Below are 13,240 nucleotides of genomic sequence, written 5' to 3' on the forward strand. Positions count from 1 at the left end.
GCCAGAGGCGCTTCCAGTCGCGCTACGCGCTCCTTCCAGCGCCTCTGGCGCAACCGCATTCGCATTGGTTTTCTTCAACATCAACCACTCCAGTTTGGATCACACGTTTTACCCCAAATCTGTGTCCAAAAAAACCGGAGGCGCCGCAGCTATCGCAAGTTCTTCCCGCTGTGGGCGCTTGCGCGTTACCGGCAACTGAAGCGCGACCGCACGACGCGCGTCACGGTCGGGATGTGACGGTGCCGGTGATGACAACTGCAACTGGCGATGCCCTGCCGGTGATCGCCGTGACCGGCATGGCGTACCCTGCCGCCCGCCGCGACGGCCGGTCTACGCGACGATGGCCACACGGCGATCGGGCCGATCCTGCGAGAACTGGTGCGGCAGCCGTCGCAGCTCGGCTCACTCATTCGGCTGGCCGCCGATGCCCGCGCGGCGCGCCAGTCGCTCGTAGAGGCGCGCCGCGCACTCGGTGCGGCCAGGGCGCTGCAGGCGACCTGATAGACGTCCGGGCCGCGTGCAATGCGGCCCGCCTTCACCCTCTTCCTTGTACCGCCGATGGCGTCCGGCATCCTCTCCGGCGTTTTTTTGAAGAATAAGGGAAAACCCTTATATAGGTTATAATCTCCGTGTAAACCCTTGATCTGGCCGCATATCAAAGACCAGAACACGCTGAAAGACGGGATGCCAAATGAATTTTCACACCAGAAAGTGGGTCAAGCCTGAAGATCTGAATCCAAACGGAACGCTGTTCGGCGGCAGCTTGCTGCGCTGGATCGACGAAGAAGCCGCCATTTACGCGATCTGCCAGATGGACAACCAGCGCGTTGTCACCAAATTCATGTCGGAGATCAACTTCGTCAGTTCGGCCCGGCAGGGTGACATCATCGAACTCGGCATGACGGCGACGCATTTTGGCCGCACGTCGATCACGCTGCGCTGCGAGGTGCGCAACAAGATCACGCGCAAGAGCATCCTGACCGTCGAGAAGATGGTGTTCGTGAATCTCGATGAAAACGGCGAGCCGGCGCCACACGGCCGTACACAGATCCGCTATGCGGACGAGGCGTTTGCCCGCTATCGCGAGAATTCGCGGCCGGTCGCGCAACCGCCCGTCGCAGTCGGAGAGGACGCCATGGAGCGCGTCGAAGCCGATAAGATGCACTGACGTCTGGCGGCCACGCTTTGTTCGTAACGAAGCAAAGAGACGGGCAGCACAAAAGAAACAGCCCGGCTGGATGGCACGCATTTTTGCAGAGGCGCCCAATGCTTTTGCGGTTGGCCGGATCGCGCATCTCGCAAAACACGGCGCCCATTTTTCTCGTATCCAACCAGGTGACGACCGACAAGGAATCTTCGACTGGCTGTGGGCGATGGGTTGGGTGAGTCAGGGCTTCGAGCTGAATTCACTCACATGGCTTCGAGCGTTGACTGCAGAAATACTCAAAGCCCAATGCCGCCGGGCTTAAAAGATGGGGGATCAAAGCAACAACTTGCGCAACGCCTCATCGGTCGACTCGCCGAAGAAGGTGCGCGCGTCGCCCTTGCCGAACACTGGCCGCATGTCTTTGAGCTTGCCGATGAATTGGTGCCAGATCACTCCATGCTCAGCAGTGCATGGCGCTGGTTCACAAAATATGCCGAGGTTTTCGTCGAAGCTTTGGGACGTAAACGGTATGAAATCGACAGCTCGAAATTGCGTTCCGTCGGGTTCCTCAAACTCGATACCCTAAGGTGCGCCAAAAGCTGCAGCCGCCCGAAATTTAAAGGCGCCTATCCAAAACTTCACGGCGTACCGCCCTACGACCTACTTTGTGAGTGCTCCGCCGAGGTGGACAACGACCGTCTCTACGCGGCCATGGCCGAAGAACGGGAAAAGCGACGGGTCGAATCAGCAGGCTCGACACCTCAAACGATCGCCGATGAAACAATCTGGACTGACTTCACAAACCTTATTAACGACCTGACTGACGCATTTCGGCGGATTGACTCCGTGGATCGCGTCGCGTGTCTGATCGAACCTGCCACCTCATGGCGCGATGCTGGTGGTCATCGCGAGGCCGTTGGCTCGAAAGGCTGCGAATCCGGTGAGCCGACACATTACAGGTTCTGTGTAACGCTATATCGCACCGAAGGTTCGAGCGTTCGACTTGAAGTGTACGATGCCCGCGACGAAGGCGAAGCGTCCTCCGGCATACCACGAGTACTCGCGGAGCAAGGTTGGACGCGTCCAGAAGAGCAGGAAGAAGGCTATGGAGCTGTCTGTTGGGAAAACCGCTTTGATGTAGAACTCTCGGCGCGGGATGCCGCTGCCGCGTGTCGGCCATTGTGGGCCAATCACATTACGACACGTTGATACTCGTCACGTCCGCGTATCACATGCCGCGTGCGCTGCTCGACTTTCAGTGCTTCGGCATCGAGCCGCAGCCGCAGATTTCCAGCGCGCGGCGCGTGCGGCTCGGCGTGCTGCCGCGCTTCGATAACCTCGTGGCCGCTGAGATCGCGCTGCATGAACTGGCCGGCCTCGCGCAATTTCACCTGTATCGCGCGATCGGATGGTTCTGACAAACGACGTGGGCCGATTCAGGCTCCGCGCGTTGAGGACGTCGCGATTTATCTAATCACGCGGATTGATACAAAACGTAACAAATGTTGCGCGGTTACAAAGCCATCGGCTGGAGCAGAATTTGCTTGATAGAATGCACTGTCTCTCTCCATGAACCTGCCGCGTTCGGCGGTTTTCAAACTGCCTCAGAGACGCCGGGGACCGGAACAAGCTGGCGCCCCAACTCCCTGGCTAACCTCTTGAGGGCATGTTCCCTGGTTTTGCGGACCTGTTCCTCATAGCGCGCGAGTCCCTTTTCAACGTAGTCGTCACCTTTGACCATCACGCGCCAGAACCAGGCGGCCAGCTTGCGCGCGAGCGCCTTGGTCGCCACCAACCCTCCGCGGCGTGCAGCGAGACGGCGGTAGAAACCACCGAGCGCAATATTCTTGCTGCGTACCAGGCTTTGCGCCATCATGCAAACCAGTTGTCCGGTCCGGTTGCGGCCGCGCTTTACGTGTTTCTTGCGTTTGCCGCTATCGCTGCTGCCCGGTGCCAGTCCCGTCCAGGCGGTGAAGTGTTTTTCAGTTGGCCAGACGCTCAGGTCGGTACCCACTTCACCGATCAGTTGCAGCACGCCATAGTTCGACAGCGCGGGCAGCTTCGTCAGATCCCGTCCGCCGCACATCTGTGCCAGTATCTCGCGCAGCCTGGAAATTTCCGGCGCGTTGACGCCGGTCTGTCTGGTGGACCTGGGCAGTGGCGCCTGTGCCTCATCGTACGGCGGCAGTACTACGGTGATGCGGTTGTCGCAATCGGCGATGAGTTTCTGGTAGTGGTCCCAGGATTGCAGTGCCTGGCCCAGCGCGAAGATGTGTTCGTCGGCCCAGGTACCCCGCAGGGCCTCGATCACGGCCTGTTCCTTTTTGCGCCGGATCTGTACGTCGCACAGTGCCACCAGGGCCTCAGGCGAACGCTCGCCGGCCACGATCGCGCGCGTCACCGCCATGCCGCTGACGCCGGCCAGGGACGAGATGACATCGTGCAGCTTGATGTTCATGCGCTCGAAAGCCTTCTGCATCAGTTGCACACAACCCGCTGCCGCCGCCACATGATCGGCGCGCAGGCGCAGGTAGTCCTGCAGCCGGCGGATGTCAGCCGGTGGCACGAAGCCGGCGTGCAGCAGACCATGCATGTGCAGCGTGGCCCCCCACTGGCTGTCAGCCATATCGGTCTTCCTGCCTGGCAGGTTGCGCGTCTGCCTGCCATTGACCATGCGCACTTCGAGACCGGCGCTTTCCAGCACACCATACAACGGCAACCAGTAAACGCCGGTCGCTTCCATCGCGACCGAATGCACGCCTTGTGCGAGCAGCCAGTCGCGCAACGCGTGTAGCTGCGACGTAACGGTACCGAAGAGGGTCCGAATTACTCCACGAACTTCCGACAGAAAGCCATTTTTTCGCTTACCGACGACGGCAAGAAGCATCGACAAGCGTCAGCCCTTTCCCGGCAAGGATTACGGCCGCTTCTGCTATGGGAAGGTGAAGCTCACGAAGGTCTTGAAATGGGATGAGCCCACGAAAATCGGCGGAGACACGGTCACAACGGTTACATACTCGTACGAGATGGTCGACGTGCCGAAATGGGCGGAAAGCAAGCAACTTCAATCGTCTTTCCCAGTACTTGGAACTGACGTTACTGGAAAGGGCACTGCGAATCTCGGCCTGTCGTTCGTTGACGGTCGGTGGCAGCCAGCTATCTGACTGCGTTCGCGCACGCGTGCGACCTCGACAGCGTACCAAGGGACCCAGGCAACGCGGCTCTTGGGGAAACCCGAGGAGATTCTCGGCGAAGGTAAGGACGATTAATACATCGGGCGCTGCATCGAGTGCGATTGGCGCAGACTGGAAACTAAAAACCCCGCAAGCGCGGGGTTTTTTATGCCGAACGCGGGGAGGATCAGCGGCGGATTCCGACCAGAGCGGACACGTCTCCGTGTTCCTTTTCCCACTGAGCAGCACGCTTGGCTCGGGCTCGCAACGCGTCAGGACTCATGCCGGGCTTCGACAGAAGTGCTTCCGCGCGCGCACGCGCTTCGCGCAACTGCTTGCGCTGCTCTTCCGACATGCGATCGGTCGCAGCACTCAATTCGCCACGGGTCACAAATACCGGATAGACATTCTTTTTCAGGCTCTTCGGTGCTTTGGCCCTCTCTTGCTGCGCCTTGCGGAGCTTGAGGGCCGCGCGCTTGAGCGTTCTGAAACTCATTTTTGGTACCTCCAAGGCCATATTACCTGACTCCGGCTGCTCTGAACAACGCTGGCGACTCGCGCCCGCCCTGCCTTCGAAGCTCTTCGTATCCGAAGTCTTTGTAGTAAGAAACCAGATCGGATATAGGATTGTCAAGGACAATACGCTCGGACTCGAACGAAATCGCCACGAAATCGAGCACTTGATCCATGATCGCCATCGCCAGACCGCGCGGTACTGCCCCCGCGTCCTTTTCGACGAACAACAAGCTGGTATGCAACCGAGACCTGCTCACTCTCAGCAGGGCGACGATGGAGACTGCCTGCCCTCGCTGTACACCGATAAAGCAACTGGTCGGAATCTGGCGGCATTTTCTTACTGCGGTGTCCCATGCAAGATCCGAGCCCCAAGGTGCGACGATCCTCGGTATGGCATCCCTACGGATAATCTCCAGCGCTAGCGGAGGGGGATCGGGCCAGAGCGTCCTTATCCCTGGCTCAGCAATGTCCAATGCCTCGCGAACCTGGGCGTGGAACAACGATCGTATATTTGTCACGTTTTTGTAATAAGAGCCGCGTTCGATGCATTTTGACGGAAAGCTCCCTACAGTAGCGGAACTGACGGACAAATCAATGTTCCCCACACGGCTCGGCAGCCTCGCGATTCTCAGCCTGAACGAAAAGCAGGATACGTGAAGCCGGTGCGAAGAAGGCCTGACGTATCCGCGTCATGGAACACGCCGCAACGCCGTGGGCAGCAACATTAGTGAGGCAGCCTTTCGCGCGCATCGCCGGCGGCTTCGGGTGGGAAACTAGGCCCGCCGCGCCTCGATGTGTACGAGAAGGTCCCTTCGAAATATTGCCATGCTCACGTCGACCTTGATCTGGCTAATTCAGATTGATCGCTTGCATTTCGCGCACGGCTCCCTCGGCCCAAGCATCGAGCTCGAACGCACCGAGCGCTGCCCCGACGTCCTTAGCCCAGTCGGGATGCGCCGCCTGCCACTTCACGATGCGATCCGTGCTGCGGAAATCGAGTTGCGACGCGATAAAGTGATTAAGCACCTTTGCCGGCACGCTTTCCACCACGAAGCGGGCGTTGCCCGGGTAGGCGATTGCAAACATCTCGACGACCGCATTCAAATCCTTCAACTGTTTAGACCGCGCAAGATCCGAAAGAAGAGTTAGCGTTGCGCCGGAGGGCGTGTTGTATTCCGCGGAATACTGAAGATTGAGCGCGCTCAGTGCGTGCTCGACTACTACTGGCGGTGTGCCGCGCGCGGCCGATTTGCCGCACCATTTCTGTGATTCGCTTCATTCGAAGGTTCTCCGCGAATTTCCTAATCTCATGGACGTCGTCCCTCGACGCCGCCCACACTCGTACCTCAGTCCACCCCGCGTCGAGACGCGCCTTGCGCTGCCTCCCCCGAAGTCCGCAAAGGCCCGGTCGGAATGCCACAACTATCTACCGCTTCACCTTCGCGGTGGCCCGTCATGTACCCGCGCAGGTGAGAGCGGTTGCCTGCCGTCCGTCCGAGCCGTTTCGAATGGTCACGAACCATCCCCTCGCGACGTTTAATCCTGATAAGTCGTATTACCAGGAATGGGGCAACTGAATATAAATCGGGTCGTTTGCATATGGAGTAACAACGTTATTGTTGTGATTTCAGCAAACTCCATGGGATACATAAATAGTAATTTTCTAATACATCATCTGCAGGAGATATTATGGCGAACAGGGCTGGAAGCGTCCATCCGCAAGGCTTGGCGCCTCTCGTCAGTCACGTGCGCGCCGTTCAGTGATGGACGCAGTGCAGGGCGGTCCGATCATGCCGGGCACTCCGCGGAGCGGAACTTAGCAATTAGAAAAAATTTAATTACGCAAATTCGTCGTTGCTGTTGCGAGCCGAAACAAGACTTCCCATAACCGGCTGTGATGTTGCGGTGGAACGTCTGTTTATACTGCATTCACGCATAGGGATCATTTTCTCCGCGAGAAAAATCCGGAGTCCCCACAATGGGATAATCTTGATACATGAAGATGCTACCGCAGCGCGACGCTGCAGTCGGTGCGACACACAGAGAAAGGTCGGCGCATCGCACTGCGACGCGCGGAAGGCAGGACGCGGGCACGCGCTAAGACAGTCGGGACGAGCTTCGTTTGGGACCTTGTAGGAAAGACGAATACCCCTATTGAGGATCGAAGCGAATTTCTTCATCGTTGGCATCAGCTACGTGCATTTCGACGTGGCATTCGGACGCAACGTGATCGTCGCGTCGCCTCTCGCCGTGATTTGCGACGCATGTTCGAACACGCGCAGACGCTCGGCATCCGCGATCAGTCGTTTCCTCGTCGTCGAGCGTCCCGTCGACCCGAAGCCCATCACCTTTTCGTATTCGCGCGGTCTGCCGTGCCTGAAGCGGTTGAAAAAGTCATCGCCCGGCAGACCGTTGTCTAGACTCATCAGGCAGCCGTAGTCGAGCGACACGCAGTCGCTCAGCGAGCGCGCCGCGTCCTCCAACGCGCGATAGCGGCTTTGTAATGGATCGTCGCGACCGAAAAGCGCGTGCAGTTCCTGATAAGTCACGAGCCTTTTGCGCTTCGCGGCACGCAATAGCATCGCGGCAATATCGCGGGTCCTATCCGTGTTCATGTGGTTCTCCTTACCGCGTGCTTGCAAAGACCACAACTGTTACCGCAGCTATGCGTATCGAGCCAGAAAGCGCCCCGCATAAAAATAATTCGGGATTTGAATCACGCAGCCAGATTAAGCAGATGTTACTGGACTGGGAATTCACAGCGGCACTTTGCGTGAATGCCCCGTTACCTCTATCCATTCAAAATCCCGCGAAGCGTTTTTCAATCTGCAGCATCCTTTTCGCAGGGTTGCGGCAAATATCGGCACCCTGCATCGAAGAGTGCACCCTAATAAACATTCACAAAACAGCAAGGTGTGCCAGAGCGAGCCGAACCGGACCGATTAGGTTATTTAAATCAGTTCAATCAGGTTAGCAAACGTTAAATTCAATCTCAAGATCTTTTAAGTTGGTAGAAAGAAAAACGTCATGTGACCGACCTACGAGAGGTTCAAAAACGATTTTTCTATCGGACGAAAGCCGCGATTGATTTTTTATTATTTTTGACACAGCCGTCAACTTTTCGATTATTTCTAAGTTGCGCGCCCTGCTTTGTGTCTGCCCGGGTAACCGATTACAGTCCGGTCAGCGACCACCAACGGTGGAGTTCTCCGATGTATCGACCGAATGACGATTTGCCAACCGTCGCACGGCGTCTCGCGGCGGGCAAGAAGCTGCTCGACGGCGTCGCGGCCGCCGTGGTCGCGAAAGAGATGGGCATGGCAAAGACGACGGTCGAGCGATATCGAAAGCTATTGGAGCAAGGTGGCCTGGACGCACTGAGAAACATGAGCGTCGGCGGCCGCCATTCCGCGCTGGCGGTGGCGGATCTCGACTGGCTGGCACAGGCGCTGAGGGCCTCGCCGCGAGACTACGGCTTCGACGCAGACGGCTGGAGCAATGCGCGCATGCGCGAGCTGATAAGCCGTCAGTTCGGCATTTCATACTCGCGAGTCTATGTGTGGCAACTGGCCACCAGACTCGGCGTCTCTTACCGGCTCGGAAGGAATGCGCAGTAACGCTGCGGCCGAGCTAAAGCACGCGCGTGTGCATCGGCTTATGCGCTTTCGCGAATCTTCGGCAGAAACTGCGGCGCCAGTTCAACCTCCGACCATCGGAATGGCACGGCGCCGCGGCTGCGCCGCACTTCTGTCACATGAAACCGCACGAGCCGCTGCGCGCCCGCAAATGCCGCGAGCTCGTCGCCGTCCCATATGATTTCCGCTTGCACCGCGAGATAAAGTAGATCGCCGGTCGCGAAGTCGATAAACAGCAGACCCGCGCGTGGATCGTGCACGAGGTTGCCGATCGTGTTGAAAAGCCGGTTGCCGCCATAGTCGGGCGTGGTCAGCGTATTCGCGTCGTCCACGCGCACGAAGCCCGGCGCACCGCCCCGATGTGAAACGTCGACGCCCTTCCCCAACCCCGCTTCCTCACTCAGATTCGCGCTGGCGATAAAGAACGTGTCCGCGCTCGCGAGCAACTCGCGGTCGGCACCGCTCAGATGGGCGGCGATGTCGGGCTGTGCGCGCGTCGCGCTCGCATTCCGTTCGGCGAAATACGGCGTGCGGCTCTGGATGTACTTCGGGCAATTCCCGAAGCTCTGCAACACCTCGACCTGCAACGTGCCACCGTCCACGGACCGTACGACGCCATTCGCCCGATTGCGCCGCCGCGTGCGCGGCTCGATGCCCAGCGCTCCGAGCTGCGCGCCGACGCGCCATCCCGCGGCGAGCGGATCGCCAGCCAGGGCGCCGCCCTCGATACGCAGCGTCCGCGCATCCGGCGACGAGACGAAACCCGGCGCACCCGCGCGCAGCGTCGCCCACGGCTGACCGCTCGCATCGACGCCGCCGATCACGACAAACGGCTGCGCGGCAAAAAACTCGCGGTGCTGCTCCGGCATGAAACGCCGAATCCCCCGACGTCCGATCGACTCCGCGACGTCACGCACACCCGCACGCTGCTGCGCATGCAGCTCGCCCGCGTGAAACGGCGACGCGTCGGCCCCCCAGCTATTCATCGGAACGAATTCGGACATGATCGGACTCCTGTGCAAAATCTGACGCGGCTCTGAACGCGCATCACGCCGCCAGCAACCCCGCCTTCGTCGACGGCATCGCGATGAACCGCGGCAATGCCTCCACGCGACGCAGCCACGCGCGAATGTGCGGATACGGCTGTAACGACACGCCGCCCTCGGGCGCGTGAGCGATATACGTGTGCGCGGCGATATCGGCGATCGTGACGTGCGTGCCCGCCACGAACGCCTTACCGGCAAGCTCCTCGTCGATCACATCGAACAGCTTGACGGCGATCTTCTTCGCGCGCTCGTGATCGAGCGGCGCGCCGAACACGGTAACGAGCCGCGCCGCGCACGGCCCGTATGCGATCTGACCCGCCGCGAGCGACAGCCAGCGCTGCACCGCCGCGGCGCCGGGCGGATCGTCCGGGAGCCACGACGCGTCACCATAGCGCTTCGCCAGATAGACGAGAATCGCATTCGAGTCGAACAGCGTCAGCTCGCCGTCCTGAATCGTCGGCACCTGACCGAACGGATTCAGCGCGAGGTACTCGGGCGTGCCGTTGTCGCCCGCCTTCAGGTTCAGTTCGATCACCTCGAACGGCAGATCGAGCAGTGTCAGAAACAGCTTCACGCGATGACCGTGGCCCGAAAGCGGCGTCGTGTACAGCTTGATAGGCTGGGCGGGTCTGGCGGCAGGCAAGGAGGGCTCCGGAGGCATTGAATGACATGCCGAGCATAAGGCGTAGGCACGCTTGCGCGGAAGCCCGATAATCCGGGAAACATAGTCAAGCGGGAATGGACAATCGATCATGGCCGATGTGCGCAACGTGAACCTGAACCGCCTCGCGATCTTCGTCGCGGTCATCGACGCGGGCTCGCTGAGCGCCGCGGCGACCCGTCTCGGACTCGCCAAGACGATGGTCAGCACGCACATGCAGCGGCTCGAGGCGGAGGTCGGCGCAAGCCTGCTCGTGCGTACCACCCGGCGGCTCGGTGTGACCGAGGCGGGCCGCGCGTTCTACGAGGCGAGCGTGAAGATTCTGCGCGCCACCGAAGACGCGCTGAACGCGCTCGGCGGGGAAACGTCGCCGGTGCGCGGCACGCTGCGCGTCAGTGCGCCGAACGACTACGGCACGCTCGTCGTCGCGCCCGCGCTGGTCGAATTGCGCCGCACGCATCAGCAGCTCGACATCGAGCTGCTAAGCAGCGACCGCTACGTAGATCTGATTGCCGATGGCATCGACGTTGCGATCCGGCTGGGTCGTCTCGCGGATTCCAACTATCGCGCGGTGAAGCTCGGCAGCTTCGTCAAGTGGCTGGTCGCGAGTCCCGAGTTCGTGCGGACGTGGGGCGTGCCGGGCACGCCGACCGCGTTGGAGGCGCTGCCCTATTGCGCGTTGTCGGTGCTGCCTCATCCGTTGATGCTCGATCTGCGGCACGTCGACGGCAAAACCGCGAGCGTGCGCTGCGCGTCCGCATTGCGTGTCAACACGGCCGATGCCTGCCGCGCGGCGACGCTCGCGGGCGGCGGCATCGGTCTGTTGACCGATTTTTCGATCGCGGACGACGTTGAGGCGGGACGGCTGATCCGGCTGCTGCCCGAATGGGCAACCGCGCCCGCGAGCATCCAGGCCGTGTTTCCGCCGACCAGCCACCCGCCAGCGAAAGTGCGTGCATTGATCGACACGCTCAAACGAAGGCTCGCGGCGGCCCCCGCGGATCAGAACGAAAACTAGCCTGCCGGTCCATTGGCGTTCCCGTTCCAGCCCTACGGCGGTTAGCTTCTATCCGCGCAAGCGCCCGATTTGCTCTACTGCGACGATGCGCGCCGCGCCCCGCGGCATCGCCCGATCGTCAATGTGGAGAGCTTATGTCCGCCGTTTCACCTCCTGCTCAAGGGGTTCTCACCGTCGCATGTCCGAGCGCGGCGGGCCAGGTTGCCGCCGTCGCCGGCTTTCTCGAACGGCATCGTTGCTATGTCGACGAGCTCACCGTATTCGACGACGAGCTCAGCGAGCGCTTTTTCGTGCGCTGCGTGTTTCACCACGTCGATCGCGACGCCACGCTGCGGATCGACACGCTGACGCAGGAATTCGCGCCGATCGCCGAACGCTTCCGGATGACCTGGGCGATCCACGATCTGTCGAGCCGGCCGAAAGTGCTGATCATGGTGTCCAAACTCGAGCACTGTCTCGCCGATCTGCTGTTTCGCTGGCGCATGGGCGAACTGAAGATGGACATCGTCGGCATCGGCTCGAATCACCGCGACCTCGAACCGCTTGCACGGCAGCACGGCTTGCCGTTCCATCATCTACCGATTACCGCAGATACCAGGCCGCAACAGGAAGCCCAACTGCTCGACCTGTTCGACTCGTCCGGCGCGGAACTGCTGATCCTCGCGCGCTACATGCAGATCCTGTCGGCCGAAACGAGCCGGGCGCTCGCCGGTCGCGCGATCAATATCCATCATTCGTTCCTACCCGGTTTCAAGGGGGCGAGGCCGTATCATCAGGCCCATGCGCGCGGCGTCAAGGTGATCGGCGCCACCGCGCATTTCGTCACCGACGATCTCGACGAAGGTCCGATCATCGAGCAGGGAGTCGAACCGGTCGATCACTCGTACAGCCCCGAACGGCTGCTGACGACCGGACGCGACGTCGAATGCATTACGCTCGCGCGCGCGGTGAAGGCGTTCGTCGAGCGGCGCGTGTTCATCAACGGCGAGCGCACCGTCGTGCTGCGCTAAACGGAAAAACGCCGCTGAAAAGCGGCGTTTTCAACTGCTGCGCCGACGCTTGCCGGCTTACTTCACCCAACTATCCACTCGATCCGAATGCGCGCTGATCCACGCGTCTGCGGCCGCGACCGGTTTTTCGCCATTCTGCGTGGCCAGCATCACCGTGTCGATCTCGCCGGGCTTCCATTGGAACTTCTTCAGGAATGCGACCACCGTCGGCGCCTTTTTCTCGAGCTCCGGATTCACCACGCTATCCACGTGCTCCGCTTCACCGAATACCTTCTTCGGATCGTCGAGGAATTTCAGCTTGTACTTCGCGAACATCCAGTGCGGCTTCCAGCCGGTGACGATGATCGGTTTGCTGGCCGCCTCCGAGCGCGCCAGTTCGGCCGTCATCGCACTGCCGGAACTCGGCATCAGCTGATAGTCGAGCCCGTAGGCCTTGATCGCCTCGCTGGTTTTTTGCATCACGCCAGCGCCAGCATCGATGCCGACGATACGCGCGCCGAATTCCGACTTCTTCGCCTGCAGATCGCCGACGCTCTTCACATCCGAGTTGTCCGGCACGATCAGACCGATCTTCGCGTCGTTGAAGTTCGGCCCGAGGTCGACCACCTTGTCCTTGAAGTTGTTCCAGTACGCGCCGTGCGTGACCGGCAGCCACGCGGACAGCGTCGCGTCGAGATCGCCGCGCGCGACGCCCTGCCACATCACACCGGCGGCCACCGGCACCAGTTGCACCTGATAGCCGAGGCGTTTCTCGATCACCTGGGCGGCTACGTTCGACGTCGCGACGCTATCGTCCCAGCCCTCCACGTAACCGATCTTGATGGTCGGCTTCGAATCGGCCGACACGCCCGCACTGCCCGCCGCCAGCATCACGCCCAACGCGCTTGCCACCACTATCTTTCCGATCAGTCTCATCGCCGTTCTCCCGTTGATCCATTTGCCCATTGACGCGTTAGCTATCGAACCGCTCATCGCTCCTTTAGAATCGCCAACCAGAATTGCCGGGTAGCGTTGTTTTGCGACATGCAGTTGTC

The 13,240-nt window shown here is 60.4% G+C and carries 14 protein-coding genes and 3 pseudogenes; 9 read left to right on the forward strand and 8 right to left on the reverse strand.

The window, feature by feature from the left end; genetic code table 11:
• From F6X42_RS43505 to F6X42_RS30610, 5 genes and pseudogenes are all read left to right on the forward strand, one after another.
• The coding region (locus tag F6X42_RS43505; RefSeq protein WP_222945784.1) for a hypothetical protein at positions 1–237 on the forward strand (237 nt) is incomplete at its 5' end.
• Positions 238–291: 54 nt separating this feature from the next.
• Positions 292–501: pseudogene (locus tag F6X42_RS44340) on the forward strand (phosphorylase); the annotation flags it as partial.
• Between the two features lie 190 nt (positions 502–691).
• Positions 692–1,168: an acyl-CoA thioesterase gene (locus tag F6X42_RS30600; protein ID WP_187637773.1), complete on the forward strand. Its 477-nt coding sequence runs from the start codon at positions 692–694 to the stop codon at positions 1,166–1,168.
• A 246-nt stretch (positions 1,169–1,414) separates the two neighbouring features.
• A complete protein-coding gene (locus F6X42_RS30605; RefSeq protein ID WP_187637774.1) occupies positions 1,415–2,356 on the forward strand; it encodes a hypothetical protein in 942 nt (313 codons plus the stop codon).
• Positions 2,317–2,565: pseudogene (locus F6X42_RS30610) on the forward strand (YdcF family protein); the annotation flags it as partial. The gene F6X42_RS30605 and the pseudogene F6X42_RS30610, both read left to right, overlap by 40 nt.
• Positions 2,566–2,741: 176 nt before the next feature.
• On the opposite strand, the gene F6X42_RS30615 reads toward F6X42_RS30610, so the two are convergent.
• A complete protein-coding gene (locus tag F6X42_RS30615; RefSeq protein WP_246530299.1) occupies positions 2,742–4,034 on the reverse strand; it encodes an IS110 family RNA-guided transposase in 1,293 nt (430 codons plus the stop codon).
• Between F6X42_RS30615 and F6X42_RS46630 the strand changes: the two genes are divergently transcribed.
• Positions 4,033–4,311: an SEN1982 family lipoprotein gene (locus tag F6X42_RS46630; protein ID WP_512699643.1), complete on the forward strand. Its 279-nt coding sequence runs from the start codon at positions 4,033–4,035 to the stop codon at positions 4,309–4,311. The genes F6X42_RS30615 and F6X42_RS46630 overlap by 2 nt on opposite strands.
• 196 nt (positions 4,312–4,507) lie before the next feature.
• Here F6X42_RS46630 and F6X42_RS30620 read toward each other — a convergent pair whose 3' ends face one another.
• The 4 genes from F6X42_RS30620 to F6X42_RS30635 form a co-directional block, all read right to left on the reverse strand.
• Positions 4,508–4,816, reverse strand: coding sequence for a hypothetical protein (locus F6X42_RS30620; RefSeq protein WP_187637776.1), 309 nt, complete (start codon positions 4,814–4,816; stop codon positions 4,508–4,510).
• A gap of 22 nt (positions 4,817–4,838) precedes the next feature.
• Complete coding sequence (locus tag F6X42_RS30625; protein WP_187637777.1) at positions 4,839–5,078, reverse strand: hypothetical protein; 240 nt, start codon at positions 5,076–5,078, stop codon at positions 4,839–4,841.
• A 607-nt stretch (positions 5,079–5,685) separates the two neighbouring features.
• Entirely contained in the window at positions 5,686–5,949 is a 264-nt protein-coding gene (locus tag F6X42_RS30630; protein WP_187637778.1) for a hypothetical protein, read from the reverse strand.
• Between the two features lie 1,079 nt (positions 5,950–7,028).
• Positions 7,029–7,451 carry a hypothetical protein gene (locus F6X42_RS30635; protein ID WP_187637779.1) on the reverse strand — a complete coding sequence of 141 codons (423 nt, stop codon included), beginning with the start codon at positions 7,449–7,451 and terminating at the stop codon, positions 7,029–7,031.
• A 597-nt stretch (positions 7,452–8,048) separates the two neighbouring features.
• Here F6X42_RS30635 and F6X42_RS30640 point away from each other — a divergent pair.
• Positions 8,049–8,453, forward strand: a complete 405-nt coding sequence (locus F6X42_RS30640; protein WP_187637780.1) for a helix-turn-helix domain-containing protein — start codon at positions 8,049–8,051, stop codon at positions 8,451–8,453.
• Between the two features lie 65 nt (positions 8,454–8,518).
• Here the strand turns inward: F6X42_RS30640 and F6X42_RS30645 are convergent.
• Positions 8,519–9,475 (reverse strand): annotated as a pseudogene (locus tag F6X42_RS30645) (pyridoxamine 5'-phosphate oxidase family protein); the annotation flags it as partial.
• 43 nt (positions 9,476–9,518) lie between these two features.
• On the reverse strand, positions 9,519–10,160 hold the full coding sequence (locus F6X42_RS30650; protein ID WP_187637782.1) for a glutathione S-transferase family protein: 642 nt from the start codon (positions 10,158–10,160) through the stop codon (positions 9,519–9,521).
• Between the two features lie 109 nt (positions 10,161–10,269).
• On the opposite strand from F6X42_RS30650, the gene F6X42_RS30655 reads away from it, so the two are divergent.
• Together F6X42_RS30655 and purU are read left to right on the forward strand one after the other, a co-directional pair.
• Complete coding sequence (locus tag F6X42_RS30655; RefSeq protein ID WP_187637783.1) at positions 10,270–11,196, forward strand: LysR family transcriptional regulator; 927 nt, start codon at positions 10,270–10,272, stop codon at positions 11,194–11,196.
• A gap of 134 nt (positions 11,197–11,330) precedes the next feature.
• Complete coding sequence (purU, locus tag F6X42_RS30660; protein WP_187637784.1) at positions 11,331–12,206, forward strand: formyltetrahydrofolate deformylase; 876 nt, start codon at positions 11,331–11,333, stop codon at positions 12,204–12,206.
• Positions 12,207–12,263: 57 nt separating this feature from the next.
• Here the strand turns inward: purU and F6X42_RS30665 are convergent, their stop codons facing one another.
• Positions 12,264–13,121: a glycine betaine ABC transporter substrate-binding protein gene (locus F6X42_RS30665; protein ID WP_187637785.1), complete on the reverse strand. Its 858-nt coding sequence runs from the start codon at positions 13,119–13,121 to the stop codon at positions 12,264–12,266.
• Positions 13,122–13,240: the final 119 nt, after the last annotated feature.

Origin of the sequence: Paraburkholderia podalyriae, from assembly GCF_014397785.1 — a bacterium.
Lineage (GTDB): Bacteria > Pseudomonadota > Gammaproteobacteria > Burkholderiales > Burkholderiaceae > Paraburkholderia > Paraburkholderia podalyriae.